Raw genomic sequence first — 16,269 nt, 5'->3', positions numbered from 1 at the left:
GACCGCCGCTGCGGCCTTTTTATTCCGTGGAGTATCGACGCGGCGTGTGCCGGTTGCTGTTTCGGCAGGTCCAGGCGGGGCGGCCGCGGCTTCCCACGCGGGCGCGAACTGCGCGCCGTCTCCGGGTATGCCTTAATGAGACCAAGGTCACACAAGAACTTTTCGATTGCGGCGGCGCTGCTGAGGGTTGCCTCACCGGGCGGCTCCGGTGACCCAGTTCACGTCCCGGAACCGGCTTGGTTAACTACCGCGGGGTGTTTACCGGGTGCCTGTACGGGGGGTGTGGCGGGTTTGTATGCGCTAAACCAACTCTGGGTATTTTTCCTTCGTATCGCATAGCGGGCAAACGTGTTAACAAGGCGCGAATGCGCAGGTCGGGCGGGAATGGACGAGTTACCGGCGGTTCTGGTGAACCGCGCGGCGAACTCGCTTCCGGTTGTGTGTAACTACGGTTACGGATATGTCCGTGACCAGTAAAAACCAAATGTACTTGCAAATGAAAGCACCGCTGCAAGTCCGGCGTGGCCTGCTGGAAGTTAGCTGGATTATGGTAACGGTGAGGGTTTCTGGATGTTTGCCGAACTGCGACACGTACCTGTGACCTGAGCCGCAGCGGGTTGCGTAGGGATAACGATTGTGTAGAGTCGACGGTAACGCTGGCCGCAGCTAGAGCGGCGACTCGCTGCGGCCAGCGGAATTCAAATGGGGGAATCCACGCAGGTCATTCGAGTCGCGTTGCTGCGACCTCGCAAAACACGGTCGAGCGCCGTGTGCCCGAGGTTGTCTACCCGTTACCGCGAAAGTTGCGCTACCGCTACTTCTGTCGTCATCGACTCGGGAGCCGGGTGGCGCGGCCGCCGGCGATGAAGATGTAGGCGAGAAAGGCCGCGTCCGCGGCGAGTCCGATGGCGATACGGGCCGGTGTGGGCAGTGCGCTCGGCGTCACGAACCCCTCCAGAAGTCCGGCTACCAGCAAAGTCGGCACCAAACCGAGGGCGATGGTGGCGGTGACGCGACCTTGCTGGGCGACCGCTTCACCCCGACTGAGACGGCCCGGATCGATCAGCGTCCAGCCGAGTTTCAGTCCCGCGCCGCCCGCGATGAAAATGGCTGTCAGCTCCAGCATCCCGTGCGGAAGCAGGAATCCGAAGAACGACTCCAGCCGGCCGGCCTCGGCCATCAACCCCGCGGTAATGCCGATATTCAGGGCATTCATGAACAGTAGGTAGAGCACGGGCACGATGAGCACGCCCAGGAAGAGGGCCAGCGCCGAGACCCACGCATTGTTGGTCCAGACCAATGCGGCGAACGCGTCGTTGGAATGCTCGGTGTAATAGGTCTCGAAGGCACCGCCGGGCGCGGTCAGTGCGCCGGTATCACTGTGCAGGCCGAGCGTTTTCCGAGCAGACGGGTCGTTCGCGATCCAGGCCGCGAAACCGGCCGCCACCCCGAGGAACGTCACGGCGACGGCGAGCCACCAGCCCAGTGCCCGATACACCGCGGCGGGAAAACCGTGGGTGACGAACCGGATGATCTCGGTCCGGGTGTTCGGTGCGCTGCCGACGATCCGGCCGCGGGCCCGGGCGATCACCGCGCTGAGCCCGGCCACCAGTTCCGGTTCGGGACTGTGGGTCTGCAACCGGGCCAACTGCTGCGAGGTACGCCGGTACAGCTGTACCAACTCGTCGGTTTCGGCCCCGGTGAGGCTGCGTTTACGGGACAACATGTCCAGCCGGGTCCACAGGTGCCGGTTCCTCGCGCTGTACGCGTCCACGTCCATGGGCTCGCCTCCCGCTCCCGCCTGTACCGCCGCCGCATCCGTGCCCGCCGAGAACCGCGCACCACGGCGGTGACGGCGCGTACTCGGCGAACCGGATGATGCCGGCCGCACTCGGTTCACCGGTGCAGGGCCGGAAACCGGCCGCCGTGAAAGAATGCTATGCGATATGGCCGAATTCACAACGGGCGAAGCCGTGGCGATCGAACTGCCGGTCGCCCGGGTGCCGACCCGTGCGGCGGCGTTCGTACTCGACCTGATCCTGCAGGCCGTGCTCGGGATCGTACTGTTCACCGGCGCGCTGCTGCTCGTCCGCGGCGACGACACCGACCCGTGGTTCACCACCCTGACGCTGGTCGCGCTGGTCACCGTGCTCGTCGGCTATCCGGTCGCGTTCGAGACCCTGTTGCGCGGCGCCACCCCGGGAAACTGGCTCTGGGCCTGCGGGTGGTGCGTGCCGACGGCGGCCCGGTCGATTTCCGGCACGCCCTGACCCGGGGTCTCACCGGCGCGATCGTGGATTTCTGGATGCTCGGGCTCTTCGGTGGGATCGCGGTGGTGAGCTCGATGTGCTCGCCGCACGCGCGCCGGGTGGGTGATGTGCTCGCGGGAACCGTGGTGGTGCATATACAGCAGCGACTGTCGGTACCCGCGCTGGCCGTCCCGCCGGTATGGCTCACCGGCTGGTCGGCCGAACTGGATCTCGCGGCCCTCCCCGAGGATCTGGCCCTCGCCGTACGGCAGTACCTGACCCGGATCGACTCGCTGACCCCGGTGGCGCAGCACGAACTCGGACAGGCACTCGTCCATGCGGTGTGTGCCCGGCTCCGGGTCGCGCCGCCGCGCGGGTACCCGCCGGTGCAGATTCTCGGCAGTGTGATCGCCGAACGTCAGCGTCGCGCCCTACCGGCCCCTCCACCGCCGGTGGTGTTCGCCTTGCCGCCCGTGTCGTTCGCTCCCGCGCCCTGAGGTCGAGGCCGTCCGGGGCGCGAGTGGCCTGCGTCAGAGAGCCGCGGAGCGTTTGAGCTCCAGATACTCGTCGGCCAGGGCCCCGGGCAGCTCGGGCCCGGCCGCGGCGACCACGGAGATCCCCATCCGGCGCAGCGATTCCTGCAGTATCGCGTGCTCGGCGATCCGCGATTCGGCGGCGGCCGCCCGGTACAGCGCGGCCGGACTGCCGCGGTCGGCGGCCGCGGCGGCGATATCGGGATCGGTGACCGACACGATCAGCACCCGATGCCGCTCTGCCAGGACCGGAAGTACCGGAAGCAGGTTCTCGGTGACCGCGGCGCCGTCCAGACCGGTGAACCAGACGATCAGGCTGCGCCGCCGGGCCCGCTGGACAGCGGCCCGGACCAGCCCGTCGGCGTCGGTGTCGACCAGCGCGGGGGTGACGCCGGCCAGGGCGTGCATGAGTTTGGGCCGGATGCCACGGCCGACACCGGTGGGTACCTCGGCGCGCACTGCCCGGTCGTAGGCGAGCAGGCCGACCATATCGCCGCCGGCCGCGGCCAGGCCGCCCAGCAGGAGGGCCGCCTCGATCGAGGTCTCCAGGCGGGTGCCCGTACCCACCCGGCCCGCGCTGATCCGGCCGGTGTTCAGGAGCATGAGGACCTGCCGGTTGCGTTCCGGGCGCCAGGTGCGGACGAGGACATCGGTGGCTCGCGCGGTGGCCCGCCAGTCGATGGTGCGGACATCGTCGCCCGGTACGTATTCGCGGAAGGAGTCGAACTCGGTGCCTTGGCCGCGGACATCGGCCAGGTTGCGGCCTTCCAGATGGTGCAGCTGTTTCACCTTGGCGGCGAGGAGTCGTTCACTGCGGAACGGGGGCAGGGCGCGGACCCGGGCCGGGGCGGTGCGGTGGAACTGATACCCGGCCAGCCCCAGCGGTCCCCACAGGCGCAGCGTCACCGGGCCGGCGGCGCGATCGCCGCGGTGGATGGGGGAGAGGGTGGTGCGCAGCCGGATCCGACCGGACGGGGGGACCGTGAGCCGGTGTTCGCGTTCGGTGGCGCGGGCGCTGTCGGGCCAGTCGTCCCAGAGCAGACCGCGCACTGTGCGGGATCCGGTGTTGGTCAGCGTCAGCTCGACCTCGGTGTGCGCGCCGAGGCGCAGCACCGACAATTCGGGCCGGTGCAGCGTCAGTTCCGCGCTCCGCGCGGCCAGCGAGCGGTCGGTCACGGCGAGCGCGAGTAGCAGCGCACTGGCCACCGCGACCGCGGCCCAGGACGGAGCCAGCACCATGACCGCCAGTGCCGCGGCGGCAGCGACGGTGACCAGCCGGCCGGTGACGATCACGAGCTACACCGGGACCGGGATGGACAACAGCAGCGAAGCCATCACCTGTTCGCCGGTGACTCCGTCCAGCTCGGCTTCGGGGCGCAGTTGCAGCCGATGGCGCAGGGCAGCCACGGCAACGGTTTTCACATCGTCGGGCGTCACGAAACCCCGGCCGTTCAGCCAGGCCAGCGCCCGCGCCGCGGACATGAGTGCGGTGGCGCCGCGGGTGGACGCACCGTGCTGGACCGCCGCCGCCGTCCGGGTGGCGCGGCACAGATCGACGATATAGGCGAGGATCTCCGGGCGGACCGTGATCCCGGCGATCGCGGAGCGGGCGGCGGCGAGATGCGCCGGCCCGGCCACCGGACGCAACCCGGCCGCGCGGAGGTCACGGGGGTCGAATCCCTCGGCGTGGCGCTGCAGTACACGGAACTCGTCGTCGCGGTCGGGGAGATGGATATCGACCTTGAACAGGAACCGGTCCAGCTGTGCCTCGGGCAGCGGATAGGTGCCCTCCTGCTCGATGGGGTTCTGGGTGGCGACCACGACGAAGGGATCGGGCAGCTGCCGGGGCGCACCGTCGACCGAGACCTGGCGTTCCTCCATGGATTCCAGCAGCGCCGACTGGGTTTTCGGCGGGGTGCGGTTGATCTCGTCGGCCAGCAGCAGATTGGTGAACACCGGACCGTCGCGGAAGGTGAACTCGGCCGAATGCGGATCGTAGATCTGCGATCCGGTGACATCGGCAGGCATAAGGTCGGGAGTGAACTGGACCCGGGCGTGCTGTAGGTCGAGGGCGGTGGCCAGGGCCCGGACCAGCAGGGTCTTCGCCACACCGGGGACCCCTTCCAGCAGTACGTGGCCGCGGCACAGCAGCGCCAGCACCAGATACATGACGGCGTTGTCGTTACCCACGACCGCCTTGCCGATCTCGGTGCGCAGCGCCGCGAAAGCGGCGGCCGCCTCGGCGGGAGTGGGGGCGATGACGCCTCCGGTACCGGTCTTGTCGGTGTCAATGCTGGTCATCCGACCTCCGCTTCGATCCATTCGAGTTGCGCGGCAACGAGTCGCAGAGCCGGTGTGTCCGGCACCGGTCCGTAGAGGGCCGCCGCCACGGTGGCCGGGTCGGCGCCGATCCGCGCGGCGACCGCCACCGTCAGTTCCTCCGGGGACATCCCGGCGCCGAGCACGCGACGCAGTCTGCGCACGGTCGCGGCGCGCAACACACCCGCGATATGCGCGTGATCACCGGAGCGGCGGTAGAGCCCCGCCTGTCCGGCCAGCAGTTCATCGGCCGCGACCTCCACCGGCCGTGGTTCGCCGACCACCGTGCCCCGGCGCCGCGCCCGCCACCACACCAGCAGGACGGCGGCGATCAGGAACTGCAACCCTCCGAAAGCCAGCCAGTCGGGGGTTCGCTCGAAGAGCGAGTCCTCGCCGGTGGGCCGGGGCAGATCCGGGTCGTAGTCGCCGTTGGGCGGCGGGTCCATCGGTGGCGGATCGATCGGCGGCGCGTCCGGGGCGCGTGGCGCGCTGGGCCCGGAGCAGCCCTGCAGGACCGCGTACAGCACCAGCAGGACCAAGGCCGCCGCGGCCAGCCCGGCCCAGAAGCGCGAATTACGCAATACCGCCGGCCACTCGCCGGAACCCGGTCTCCACCGCGGTCGGCGGCGGACCGGCTCGATATCGGTCGGCTCGGCCGGCGGGGGCGGCGCGGTCGCGGAGAACCGGTCTGCCAGCGTCAGCCGGCGGTATTCCTCCTCCTCGGCCCGGCGGCCGCCGTAGACGACCTCGTCGAAGGATCGGGCGGCGGACGGCAATTCCCCGGAGACTCCCGCGGGCAGGCGCGCCGCGGCTTCGTGCGAGGTCTCGCGGGCTGTCCGCGATCGGCGCACCTCGAGCAGTCCGCGCTGTTCCAGCCCGCGCAGCAACGCCCGGAAACGTTCGCGGAACGCGGTATCGAAGTCACCGTGCGCGGCCGCGTGTTCGGCGGCGGCCGAATGGACCGCGGCGGCATCCAGCCGGGGCGGCTCCGGCACGGACCGGGACGGATCGGTCACCGGTCACCTCCGTCGGGAATCCGGATATCCGCGCCCTCACGCCGGCAGCGCAGATCCAGGTAACCGGCCACCCGGGCGCTGGACTCCACGATCTCGGTGAAGGCCGCGAGCAGCAGCCCGGCGAGGGTGACCAGCACCAGGAACGCCCACCGGTGGGTGCCCGAGATATCGCCGACGAACAGTACGACGCCCAGCAGCGGCGCCATGAGCAGGGTGAAGAGCAGTCGCTGGCAGAGCCAGAGCCCGGCGCGGCGGGCACGCAGGTTCGCGACCAGCGCGCCCGACCGCGACAGTGCGGTACCGGCGCCCGCGCCCTCGGCGAACAGCACCGGCACGGCCGCGAGATGACGCGCGCGCAGCCACGCCAGCCAGAGCAGGCAACAGGGGTAGGCGACCACGAACCAGAGCAGGCCACCGAAGAAGGTGAACGGGAAAAGCAGAGCGCTGATACCGAGGACCGCGATGCCGATGGTGGTGAACGAGAGCTGGGTGAGCAGCAGCGGACCGACCTTGCCGGCGGTGCGGCGCAGACTTTCGCGCAGCCCGATCGGTGTCCGGCCGACCCGGGCAAGGCCGGTGGTGACCGTGACACCGCGCAGGACCAGCCGGACGATCCAGGCGCTACCGAGCGTCGCGAACAGCGCGGCGAGGGCAGTGCCCGTATCCGAACCGTCGGTCAGATGGGAGACCAGCCCGATAGAGCCGGCCACCACGAGTTCCCCGGCCACCAGCAGCGCCGCGGCACCTCCCGCCAGCGTCCGGATATCGGCCTGCAGAAGAGCGAAGGGCGCGTCGAGCAGTTCCCGGAAACTCAGCGGGCGGATCGGCACCGTCGCTACCGGGGCTCGACCTTCCGGATGTATTCCCGCCCCGACGGGACCGGCCGTATCAGCGGCAGGCTGCACGCGGCCGAGTCTAATGGGCGCCGGTGCGGTCCGCGCACGTCCGGAGCGAAGGCGGCGTCGGGTCTGCCGACGCGGTGGGTCGCGGGTCGCGCGCCCGGGCCGCGGTGATCAACTGCCCGGCGGCAGTTCACGAGGCGCGGGGGTCTTTCGTTCGTTACCCGGGGGCAGCGCGGCGGTCGTCGTCGGCTCGAGATGGGTCGTGGCGGAAACGATGGCATCCGCACCCAGAGTGATATCCGCGTCCACCGGGTCGCCGCGGCGTCCGACCGAACGGTCACGGACGGCGGGCGAATCCTCGATACCGCTGTCCACGCTGACCTTCCGTGCCCGGCGCAGCGTGAAGGTGATCTCTTCGGCTTCGGTGAGCACCTGGCGGGCGGTGCGCAGCGGCCGGCTCGCGGTGTCGATGGCGGTGTCGATGGCCGAGCCGACGAAGCCCGGGACGAGTGGGCGGATCCAGCGGGCGGCCGTATCGGTGAACGGAACGGTACCGATGATCGGCAGTTCCAGACCCGCCGGCGGGCGGACCGCGATCTCCTTGCCGAGTGGTATCGGCAGGTCCGTTCCGTCGCTTCCCGGCGGCAACGCGGCATTACCGGCCGCGGCCGGTACGGCGGGTTCGGGGTCGCGTTCGGTGACCCCGATCTCCAGGCCGCCGAGCGCGGCGATGACCCGGGTGCGCTGACGTTCACGGTCGATGGTGGTGTCGGCCTCGGCCACCAGTTCGGCCGCGGTGAGCTGCGCTTCGAGCCAGACGGCGGCGGTATCGGCCCGGACCCGGGCCTCCTTCTCGGCGATCGCCGCGTCGGCGGCGCGTTCGGCGCGGTCGCGTACGGCGTCGGCGGCCCGTCGCCGTTCCTGTGGGGTCTCACCGCGCCACCAGCGCAGAATCAGGGGCAGCAGCGCGAGCAGGCCGAAGAGCAGCCAGGTCAGCGCACGTAGTCCCAGGGCACCCAGCTCACCGATGGTGTAATCGTGTGCCGCCGACCACCGCGCACCGAACCCGCGGTCACCGTCGGCGGCGGCCTGCGCGTCGTGCAGGGCCAGGCGGGCGTCGGTTACGCGCTGGTCCAGCGGGATCACGCGGTTCTGCGCGGTGCTCAGCGCGGCGCGGGCATCGTCGAGCATCGCCTCGGCGGTCTGCGCCTCCGGGCCACGACCCGGCACTCCGGTGATCTTGGTCTGCGGGCACTGCGGAGTCGGATTGAACTCGCACCGGGCGACGATCAGGGCGCTGTCGATATCCGCGGCGGCGGCCGCGATGGTCCCGTCCAGCGCGGTCCGGTCGGCGACCGCACGATCCAGTTCGTCCTGAGCGGTACGGACGGCGGGGGCCGCGGCGGCCGCGGCCGCGGCGCGGTCGTCGAGTATCCGGTCCACGGTGCCGCCGAACAGTACGGTCACCGCCATCTCGGCCACCACCACGCCGGTCAGCAGCGCGATACCCACCCGCGCGGCGACGGCCGGCAGATCGAGGGTCCCCGCGGGCCGGTCGAGGGGGGCGGTGGGTTCGGCCCCGGCCAGCGCCCGGCCCAGCAGGCCGGTGAGAATTCCGGCCATCAGGGCGATGGCGGCGACGGCGGCAGGTGGTTGATCGGCGGCGCTCATGGCGGAGGCGGTGACCGCGCCGGTGACGAGGGCGAACAGCGCCACACCCGCTCCGGTGACGGTATAGCCCGTGCGCTCGTATCCCTCGGCGGTCTCGGTGGGCTGGCCGCCGCCGAGCCGGATGAACATGCCGGTGACGCTCATGGGGCCCATATCCTCTGCAGCTGTCATCGATTCGTTGTCTCAGCGTGACAGGACACACGCCTGCCATCGACCCTTGGCGATCGGGTGTGGGGATCTTCACAAGGGTGTCGCGCAGCATACGGTGACCGCTTCCCGGGCGGCCTCCCGGCCGTACCGCCGGCGCCCCCGAAACCCTCGCTCGCGCAACAGAAGCGATGCACGCGCCGGTCGGAAAAGTGTGTCGTAAACCACTCGAGGAGTGGTTTGCTGATCATGTGCTGAGAGTGCTTTCGGCAAAAACAGGCCGAACGGTCGGATCATGTTCTGTGCTCGTCACGACGCTGTCACGAACATCTCACCGGCGTGCGCAACAGTTAGCCGCAGGCTGGTGGGTTTGCCTTCCGGCGCTGTCGGGAATTCATCTTCGATGCAGGTGAGCGTGGGTTCGGCGGATGCGGCGCGGCATCGCGGAAGGCTCTGAATCGATGGATCGCCGCTGTTCGGAGGGCCGATCCGGGATCGATTCGCCCCGGAAAGCTGCTTTACACTAGAAAACGCGCATATGTGGAGGAACGAATGAAGAAGCCCAGCTAGATCCGATTATTAGGGCAACCTTGGTTGGTTGGGTCCCGGACCTGGCTTATCGTTTGCTCTTACGCCGCACATACCCATGTCCGGCCGAAGGGCATGCTCGGGCGACCACCGATCAGGCCAGCCTAGCGGGCGAAATCCCGCTCCCGGGTTCCGAACGCGTAAGCGTTTCGTTACCGGCGGGTACCTGCGCACAGCGGCGACAGGTGGAAAAACTTCAGACGTGACTGCACGCCGAACACCATCAGCGCGGCTGGTGTCGGCCAACGTACGAACGCAGTCCAAGCAGGGAGCGTTCGACAGTACCGGCGTTCGACAGGGCGTTCTCGCAAAGGCCGCACCACGTCGAGGTCGACTTTCTCGAAGGCAGAGGCATGACGCAACTACCTGGCCACAGGTCCCCCGGACCCATCGGGCTCTACGACCCGGCGAACGAACACGACGCCTGCGGTGTCGCCTTCGTCGGTGATATGCACGGCCGCCGCAGTCGTGACATCGTCGACAAGGCTATTACGGCCCTGTTGAATCTGGAGCACCGCGGTGCCGCGGGCGCCGAGCCGAACTCCGGTGACGGCGCGGGCATCCTCATCCAGGTACCCGACCGGTTCTTCCGGGCGGTCGTCGACTTCGACCTGCCGCCGGAGGGCTCCTACGCCACCGGTATCGCCTTCCTGCCGCAGGCCCGCCGCGAAGCCGCGCGCGCTTGCTACGGCGTCGAGAAGATCGTCAAGGAAGAGGGCCTGACGGTCCTGGGCTGGCGCGAGGTACCGATCGACGAATCGTCGCTCGGCGCGCTGTCGCGTGATGCCATGCCGCTGTTCCGGCAGGTGTTCATCGGTTCGCCCGCCGATTCGGCCGAACCGCTGTCCGGGATGGATCTCGAACGGCGCGCCTATGTCGTGCGCAAGCGGGTCGAGCACGAACTCGGTCGCGCGGGTGCCGGCGAGGGTGCGGTGGGCAGGGAGTCGGTGTACTTCCCGAGCCTGTCCGGCCAGACCTTCGTCTACAAGGGCATGTTCACCACCCCGCAGCTGCGGGCCTTCTACCTGGACCTGCAGGATGACCGGGTGGAGAGCGCCCTGGGCATCGTGCACTCCCGGTTCTCCACCAACACTTTCCCGTCCTGGCCCCTGGCTCACCCGTTCCGCCGGGTGGCGCACAACGGTGAGATCAACACTGTCGCCGGTAACGAGAACTGGATGCGGGCGCGTGAGGCGCTGCTGCGTTCGGACATCTTCGGCAAGGACGCGGCCGGCAAGAACCGGCTGGACAAGATCTTCCCCGTCTGTACCCCGGGCGCCAGCGATACCGCGCGTTTCGACGAGGTCCTGGAGTTGCTCCACCTCGGTGGCCGCAGCCTGCCGCACGCGGTGCTGATGATGATTCCCGAAGCCTGGGAACGCAACGAGAACATGGACCCGGAACGCCGGGCGTTCTACGAGTACCACTCGATGCTGATGGAGCCGTGGGACGGCCCCGCGTCGGTGTGCTTCACCGACGGCACTGTCATCGGCGCCGTTCTGGACCGCAACGGTCTGCGCCCGAGCCGGGTCTGGGTCACCGACGACGGTCTGGTGGTCATGGCCTCCGAGGTCGGCGTCCTCGATATCGACCAGTCCAAGGTCGTTCGCAAGATCCGCCTGCAGCCCGGCCGCATGTTCCTGGTGGACACCGCTCAGGGCCGGATCGTCGGCGACGACGAGATCAAGGCGCAGCTGGCCGCCGAACATCCCTACCGGGAATGGCTCGACGAGGGCATCAAGCATCTGTCCGACCTCCCGGACCGGCCGCATGTCCACATGTCGCACGATCGCGTGCTGATCCGCCAGCAGATCTTCGGGTACACCACCGAGGAACTGAACCTGCTGATCTCGCCGATGGCCAGGACCGGCGCCGAAGCGCTGGGTTCGATGGGGACCGACACCCCGATCGCGGTGCTCTCGGCGCGCCCGCGGCTGCTGTTCGACTACTTCTCCCAGCAGTTCGCGCAGGTCACCAACCCGCCGCTGGACGCCATCCGCGAAGAGGTCGTCACCAGCCTGCGCCGCCATATCGGCCCGGAGTCCGATCTGCTGCACCCGAGCCCGGAGTCCTGCCGGCAGATCGTGATCCAGCAGCCGATCATCGACAACGACGAACTGGCGAAGCTGGTCCACATCAACGACGACGGCAGCCAGCCCGGTCTGCGCTCGGTGGTCGTGCGCGGCCTGTACGAGGTCGCGGCCGGGGGCGAAGGTCTGCGCCGGGCGCTGAACGCGATCAACACCCAGGTCTCGGCCGCCATCGACGGTGGCGCCCGGATCATCGTGCTGTCCGACCGCGAATCCAACGAGAAGCTCGCGCCGATCCCGTCGCTGCTGCTCACCGCGTCGGTGCATCACCATCTGGTCCGGGAACGCACCCGCACCATGGTGGGCCTGGTGGTCGAGGCCGGTGACGCCCGCGAGGTGCACCATATGGCCACGCTGGTCGGTTTCGGTGCCGCCGCGATCAACCCCTACATGGCCTTCGAGTCGATCGAGGACATGCTCGAGCGTGGCGCGCTGGAGATTCCCGGCAGCACCGGCGACCTGCCCGCCGACTATCGCAAGGCCGTCGCGAACTACAACAAGGCCGCCAGCAAGGGCGTGCTGAAGGTGATGTCCAAGATGGGCATCTCCACTGTCGCCTCCTACAACGGCGCCCAGCTGTTCCAGGTGATCGGCCTGTCGCAGGAACTGGTGGACGAGTACTTCACCGGTCTGCGCTCGCACCTGGACGGAATCGGGCTGGACGAGCTCGCCACCGATGTGGCGACCCGGCACGCCGTGGCCTTCCTGGAGAACCGCAACGAGCGCGCCCACCGCGAGCTCGAGGTGGGCGGTGAGTACCAGTGGCGGCGTGAGGGCGAATACCACCTCTTCAACCCGGACACCGTGTTCAAACTGCAGCACGCCACCCGCAGCGGTCAGTACTCGATCTTCAAGGAGTACACCAAGCTGGTCGACGACCAGTCCGAGCGGCTGGCCTCGCTGCGTGGCCTGTTCGAGTTCAAGAAGGGCGCGCGCTCCCCGATTCCGATCGAGGAGGTCGAGCCCGCCGGCGAGATCGTGAAGCGCTTCTCCACCGGCGCCATGAGCTATGGCTCCATCTCGGCCGAGGCCCACGAAACCCTGGCCATCGCCATGAACCGCCTCGGCGGCCGCTCCAACTCCGGTGAGGGCGGTGAATCGCCGGCCCGCTTCGAACCGGAGGACAACGGCGACTGGCGGCGCAGCGCGATCAAGCAGGTGGCCTCGGGACGCTTCGGCGTCACGGCGCACTACCTGACCAACTGCACCGATATCCAGATCAAGATGGCCCAGGGCGCGAAGCCCGGTGAGGGCGGCCAGCTGCCCGCGCACAAGGTGTACCCGTGGGTCGCCGAGGTCCGCCACTCCACCCCGGGTGTCGGCTTGATCTCGCCGCCGCCGCACCACGACATCTACTCGATCGAGGATCTGGCGCAGCTCATCCACGATCTGAAGAACGCGAATCCGCAGGCGCGGATCCATGTGAAGCTGGTCGCCGAGCCGGGCGTCGGCACGGTCGCGGCGGGTGTGTCCAAGGCGCACGCCGATGTGGTGCTCATCTCCGGCCACGACGGCGGTACCGGCGCCTCCCCGCTGACCTCGCTCAAGCACGCCGGTGGACCCTGGGAGCTCGGCTTGGCCGAAACCCAGCAGACCCTGCTGCTCAACGGTCTGCGCGACCGGATCGTGGTGCAGGTCGACGGTCAGATGAAGACCGGCCGCGATGTGATGATCGCTGCCCTGCTGGGCGCCGAGGAGTACGGTTTCGCGACCGCGCCGCTGGTGGTCTCGGGCTGCATCATGATGCGTGTCTGCCACCTCGACACCTGCCCGGTCGGCGTGGCAACCCAGAACCCGGTGCTGCGGGAACGCTTCACCGGTAAGGCCGAGTTCGTCGTGAACTTCTTCATGTACATCGCGGAGGAAGTCCGGGAACTGCTGGCCGAACTGGGTTTCCGCACCCTGGACGAGGCCATCGGCCGGGTCGATCTGCTCGATACCGGCAAGGCCAAGCGGCACTGGAAGGCGAGCAAACTGGATCTGTCGCCCATCCTCGACGATGTCGAGACGGCGTTCATGTTCCAGGACCGCCGCCGGACCAAGGAACAGGACCACGGCCTGGACAAGGCGCTGGACAACGAGCTCATCGCGCAGAGCCGCGACGCGCTCGAATTCGGCAAGCCGGTCCGGATCGACACCAAGATCACGAACGTGAACCGCACGGTCGGCACCATGCTCGGCCACGAGGTGACCAAGCTCTACGGTGGTGCCGGTCTGCCCGACGACACCATCGACATCACGCTCACCGGCTCGGCCGGTAACAGCTTCGGCGCGTTCGTTCCCGCCGGTATCACCCTGCGGGTGCAGGGCGACGCCAACGACTATGTCGGCAAGGGTCTTTCGGGTGGCCATCTGGTGGTCCGCCCGGCGCCCAACGCCCCGGCCGATTTCCGGGCCGAGGAGAACATCATCGCCGGCAACGTGATCCTGTTCGGCGCGACCAGCGGCCAGGCGTTCATCAACGGTGTGGTCGGCGAACGGTTCGCCGTGCGCAACTCCGGGGCCACCGCGGTGGTCGAGGGCGTCGGTGACCACGCCTGCGAGTACATGACCGGCGGGCGGGTCGTCATCCTGGGCGATACCGGACGCAACTTCGGCGCCGGTATGTCGGGTGGCCTGGCGTTCGTCTACGACCCCGACGGCACCTTCGCCGGCCGGGTCAACCCGGAACAGGCCGAAGCCATCGAACCGCTGTCCGGTGACGATTTCACCTGGCTGCGCGACATCATCGGCCAGCACCGCGAGCAGACCGGCTCGGCGGTGGCCGAACGGATCCTGGGCGATTGGTCCCAGCAGGTCAACCACTTTGTAAAGGTCATGCCGCGCGAGTACAAGAAGGTGCTGCTCGCTATCTCCGAGGCCGAGAAGAGCGGTAAGGACGTCGACGAGGCGATCATGGAGGCCGCTCGTGGCTAGTGAGAAAATTCCGCAGGCGGCGTCGATGAGGCGCTGTGACTATTCGAGGCCGCTCGTGGCCAGTAAGAAAATTCCGCAGAGGGCGTCGATGAGGCGCTGTGACCATTCGGGGGCCGCTCGTGGGTGACACCCAAGGATTTCTGAAGCACACGTCCCGGGAGCTACCCGCCCGCCGTCCGGTGCCGCTGCGCCTGATGGACTGGAAAGAGGTCTACCAGGAGGGTTTTCCGCACGAGACCCTGCAGCGGCAGGCCAGCCGCTGTATGGACTGCGGTATTCCCTTCTGTCACAACGGCTGCCCGCTGGGGAACCTGATTCCCGAATGGAACGACCTGGTCTACAAGGACCGCTGGCGCGAGGGTATCGACCGGCTGCACGCGACCAACAACTTCCCGGAGTTCACCGGGCGGCTGTGCCCGGCGCCGTGTGAGGCGTCCTGCGTGCTCGGGATCAACCAGGACCCGGTGACCATCAAGCAGGTCGAGGTCGAGATCATCGAGAACGCCTTCGACGAGGGCTGGGTCGCGCCGGTCTACCCGACCCGGCTGACCGGCAAGAAGGTCGCGGTCGTGGGGTCCGGCCCGGCGGGTCTGGCGGCCGCACAGCAGCTCACTCGGGCCGGTCACACCGTGACCGTGTTCGAGCGGGCCGACCGCATCGGTGGTCTGATGCGGTACGGCATCCCGGAATTCAAGATGGAGAAGCGCTTCATCGATCGCCGCCTGGCGCAGATGGAGGCCGAGGGCACCATCTTCAAGGCCGGCGTCGATGTCGGTGTCGATATCACCGCAGACGAGCTGCGCGAGAAGTTCGACGCGGTGGTCCTCGCCGGTGGCGCCACCCAGGCGCGTGACCTGCCCATCCCGGGCCGGGAACTCGACGGTATCCACCAGGCCATGGAATTCCTGCCGTGGGCCAACCGGGTCCAGCACGGCGACCCGGTGACCGACGACAAAGGTCTGCCGCCGATCCACGCGCACGGTAAGAAGGTCGTCATCATCGGCGGCGGTGACACCGGAGCCGACTGCCTGGGCACCTCGCACCGGCAGGGCGCGGCCAGCGTGCACCAGTTCGAGATCATGCCGCGGCCGCCGGAGGAACGGGCCGGGTCCACCCCGTGGCCGACCTACCCGCTCATGTACCGGGTGTCCTCGGCGCACGAAGAGGGCGGCGAGCGGGTGTTCTCGGTGAACACCGAACGTTTCGTCGGCGCGGATGGCAAGGTCACCGGGCTCGACGCGCACGAGGTCACGATGGTCAACGGCCGGTTCGAGAAGGTCGAGGGGACCGATTTCACCCTCGAGGCCGATCTGGTGCTGCTGGCCATGGGCTTCGTCGGCCCCGACAAGCCGGGTCTGCTCACCGACCTCGGTGTCGGTTACGACCAACGCGGCAATGTCCAACGGGACAAGAACTGGGCCACCAATATCCCCGGTGTGTTCGTCGCCGGTGATATGGGGCGCGGTCAGTCCCTGATCGTCTGGGCGATCGCCGAGGGCCGGGCCGCCGCCTCGTCGGTGGACCGGTACCTGGAAGGCGAGACGGCGCTGCCCGCGCCGATCCCGCCGACCGCTGTCGCTCAGCGCTGACCGCGGCGCGGCGGTCCGTAACCGCCGAGCCGGAGGCGCTCCGGCACAGATGAATACGCTACGGCGCGGTGTTCCCGGGTTTCTCCGGGGCCACCGCGCCGACGTATTTCGCGCGTGGGTGGAATTCGGCGCGCAGCATTTCCGGTGATTTCCGGCGACCGGTCGTATCCGGTGCTCGGCGGGGGAGTGGGCTGGCGATACCAAGATCGTCGCTCTATTGTTATCTCCGGTGTGTCTCGGTACGAGATCGTGATCCGATCGTGTAATTGTGACCGCGTGTCTGTTGTTCACCTGTTACACACATCGGTG

General features: G+C 68.5%; 8 protein-coding genes and 1 pseudogene. 3 read left to right on the top strand and 6 right to left on the bottom strand.

Annotated elements, in window-relative coordinates:
* Positions 1 to 826: 826 nt before the first annotated feature.
* Positions 827 to 1,780 carry a stage II sporulation protein M gene (locus tag ABZV91_RS07335; RefSeq protein WP_355236814.1) on the bottom strand — a complete coding sequence of 318 codons (954 nt, stop codon included), beginning with the start codon at positions 1,778 to 1,780 and terminating at the stop codon, positions 827 to 829.
* Positions 1,781 to 1,934: 154 nt separating this feature from the next.
* Between ABZV91_RS07335 and ABZV91_RS07330 the strand changes: the two are divergent.
* Positions 1,935 to 2,746 (top strand): annotated as a pseudogene (locus tag ABZV91_RS07330) (RDD family protein).
* A gap of 33 nt (positions 2,747 to 2,779) precedes the next feature.
* Here ABZV91_RS07330 and ABZV91_RS07325 read toward each other — a convergent pair.
* From ABZV91_RS07325 to ABZV91_RS07305, 5 genes are all read right to left on the bottom strand, one after another.
* Positions 2,780 to 4,075 (bottom strand): DUF58 domain-containing protein, encoded by a 1,296-nt coding sequence (locus tag ABZV91_RS07325; RefSeq protein WP_355236811.1) that lies wholly within the window; start codon positions 4,073 to 4,075, stop codon positions 2,780 to 2,782.
* A 3-nt stretch (positions 4,076 to 4,078) separates the two neighbouring features.
* Positions 4,079 to 5,083: a MoxR family ATPase gene (locus tag ABZV91_RS07320; RefSeq protein WP_355236808.1), complete on the bottom strand. Its 1,005-nt coding sequence runs from the start codon at positions 5,081 to 5,083 to the stop codon at positions 4,079 to 4,081.
* Positions 5,080 to 6,117 (bottom strand): DUF4129 domain-containing protein, encoded by a 1,038-nt coding sequence (locus ABZV91_RS07315; RefSeq protein WP_355236805.1) that lies wholly within the window; start codon positions 6,115 to 6,117, stop codon positions 5,080 to 5,082. The genes ABZV91_RS07320 and ABZV91_RS07315 overlap by 4 nt, the downstream gene beginning before the upstream one ends.
* Entirely contained in the window at positions 6,114 to 7,022 is a 909-nt protein-coding gene (locus ABZV91_RS07310; RefSeq protein ID WP_355236803.1) for a hypothetical protein, read from the bottom strand. The genes ABZV91_RS07315 and ABZV91_RS07310 overlap by 4 nt, the downstream gene beginning before the upstream one ends.
* A gap of 108 nt (positions 7,023 to 7,130) precedes the next feature.
* On the bottom strand, positions 7,131 to 8,801 hold the full coding sequence (locus ABZV91_RS07305) for a DUF4407 domain-containing protein (RefSeq protein WP_355236800.1): 1,671 nt from the start codon (positions 8,799 to 8,801) through the stop codon (positions 7,131 to 7,133).
* A 917-nt stretch (positions 8,802 to 9,718) separates the two neighbouring features.
* Between ABZV91_RS07305 and gltB the strand changes: the two genes are divergently transcribed.
* Positions 9,719 to 14,371 (top strand): glutamate synthase large subunit, encoded by a 4,653-nt coding sequence (gene gltB, locus ABZV91_RS07300; protein ID WP_355236797.1) that lies wholly within the window; start codon positions 9,719 to 9,721, stop codon positions 14,369 to 14,371.
* 119 nt (positions 14,372 to 14,490) lie between these two features.
* The gene (locus ABZV91_RS07295) at positions 14,491 to 15,960 is read left to right on the top strand and encodes a glutamate synthase subunit beta (protein ID WP_355236906.1); all 1,470 of its coding nucleotides are present in this window, start codon (positions 14,491 to 14,493) and stop codon (positions 15,958 to 15,960) included.
* Positions 15,961 to 16,269 lie beyond the last annotated feature (309 nt).

Origin of the sequence: Nocardia sp. NPDC004568 (assembly GCF_040609955.1) — a bacterium.
Taxonomy (GTDB): Bacteria; Actinomycetota; Actinomycetes; order Mycobacteriales; family Mycobacteriaceae; genus Nocardia.
This window is presented reverse-complemented; position numbering and strand designations above follow the sequence as displayed.

Bases quoted from the DNA above. Each gene is read 5' to 3' on its own strand.
- ABZV91_RS07335 (WP_355236814.1), bottom strand. From the start codon at position 1,780: ATGGACGTGGACGCGTACAGCGCGAGGAACCGGCACCTGTGGACCCGG.
- ABZV91_RS07320 (WP_355236808.1), bottom strand. From the start codon at position 5,083: ATGACCAGCATTGACACCGACAAGACCGGTACCGGAGGCGTCATCGCC.
- gltB (WP_355236797.1), top strand. From the start codon at position 9,719: ATGACGCAACTACCTGGCCACAGGTCCCCCGGACCCATCGGGCTCTAC.
- ABZV91_RS07305 (WP_355236800.1), bottom strand. From the start codon at position 8,801: ATGACAGCTGCAGAGGATATGGGCCCCATGAGCGTCACCGGCATGTTC.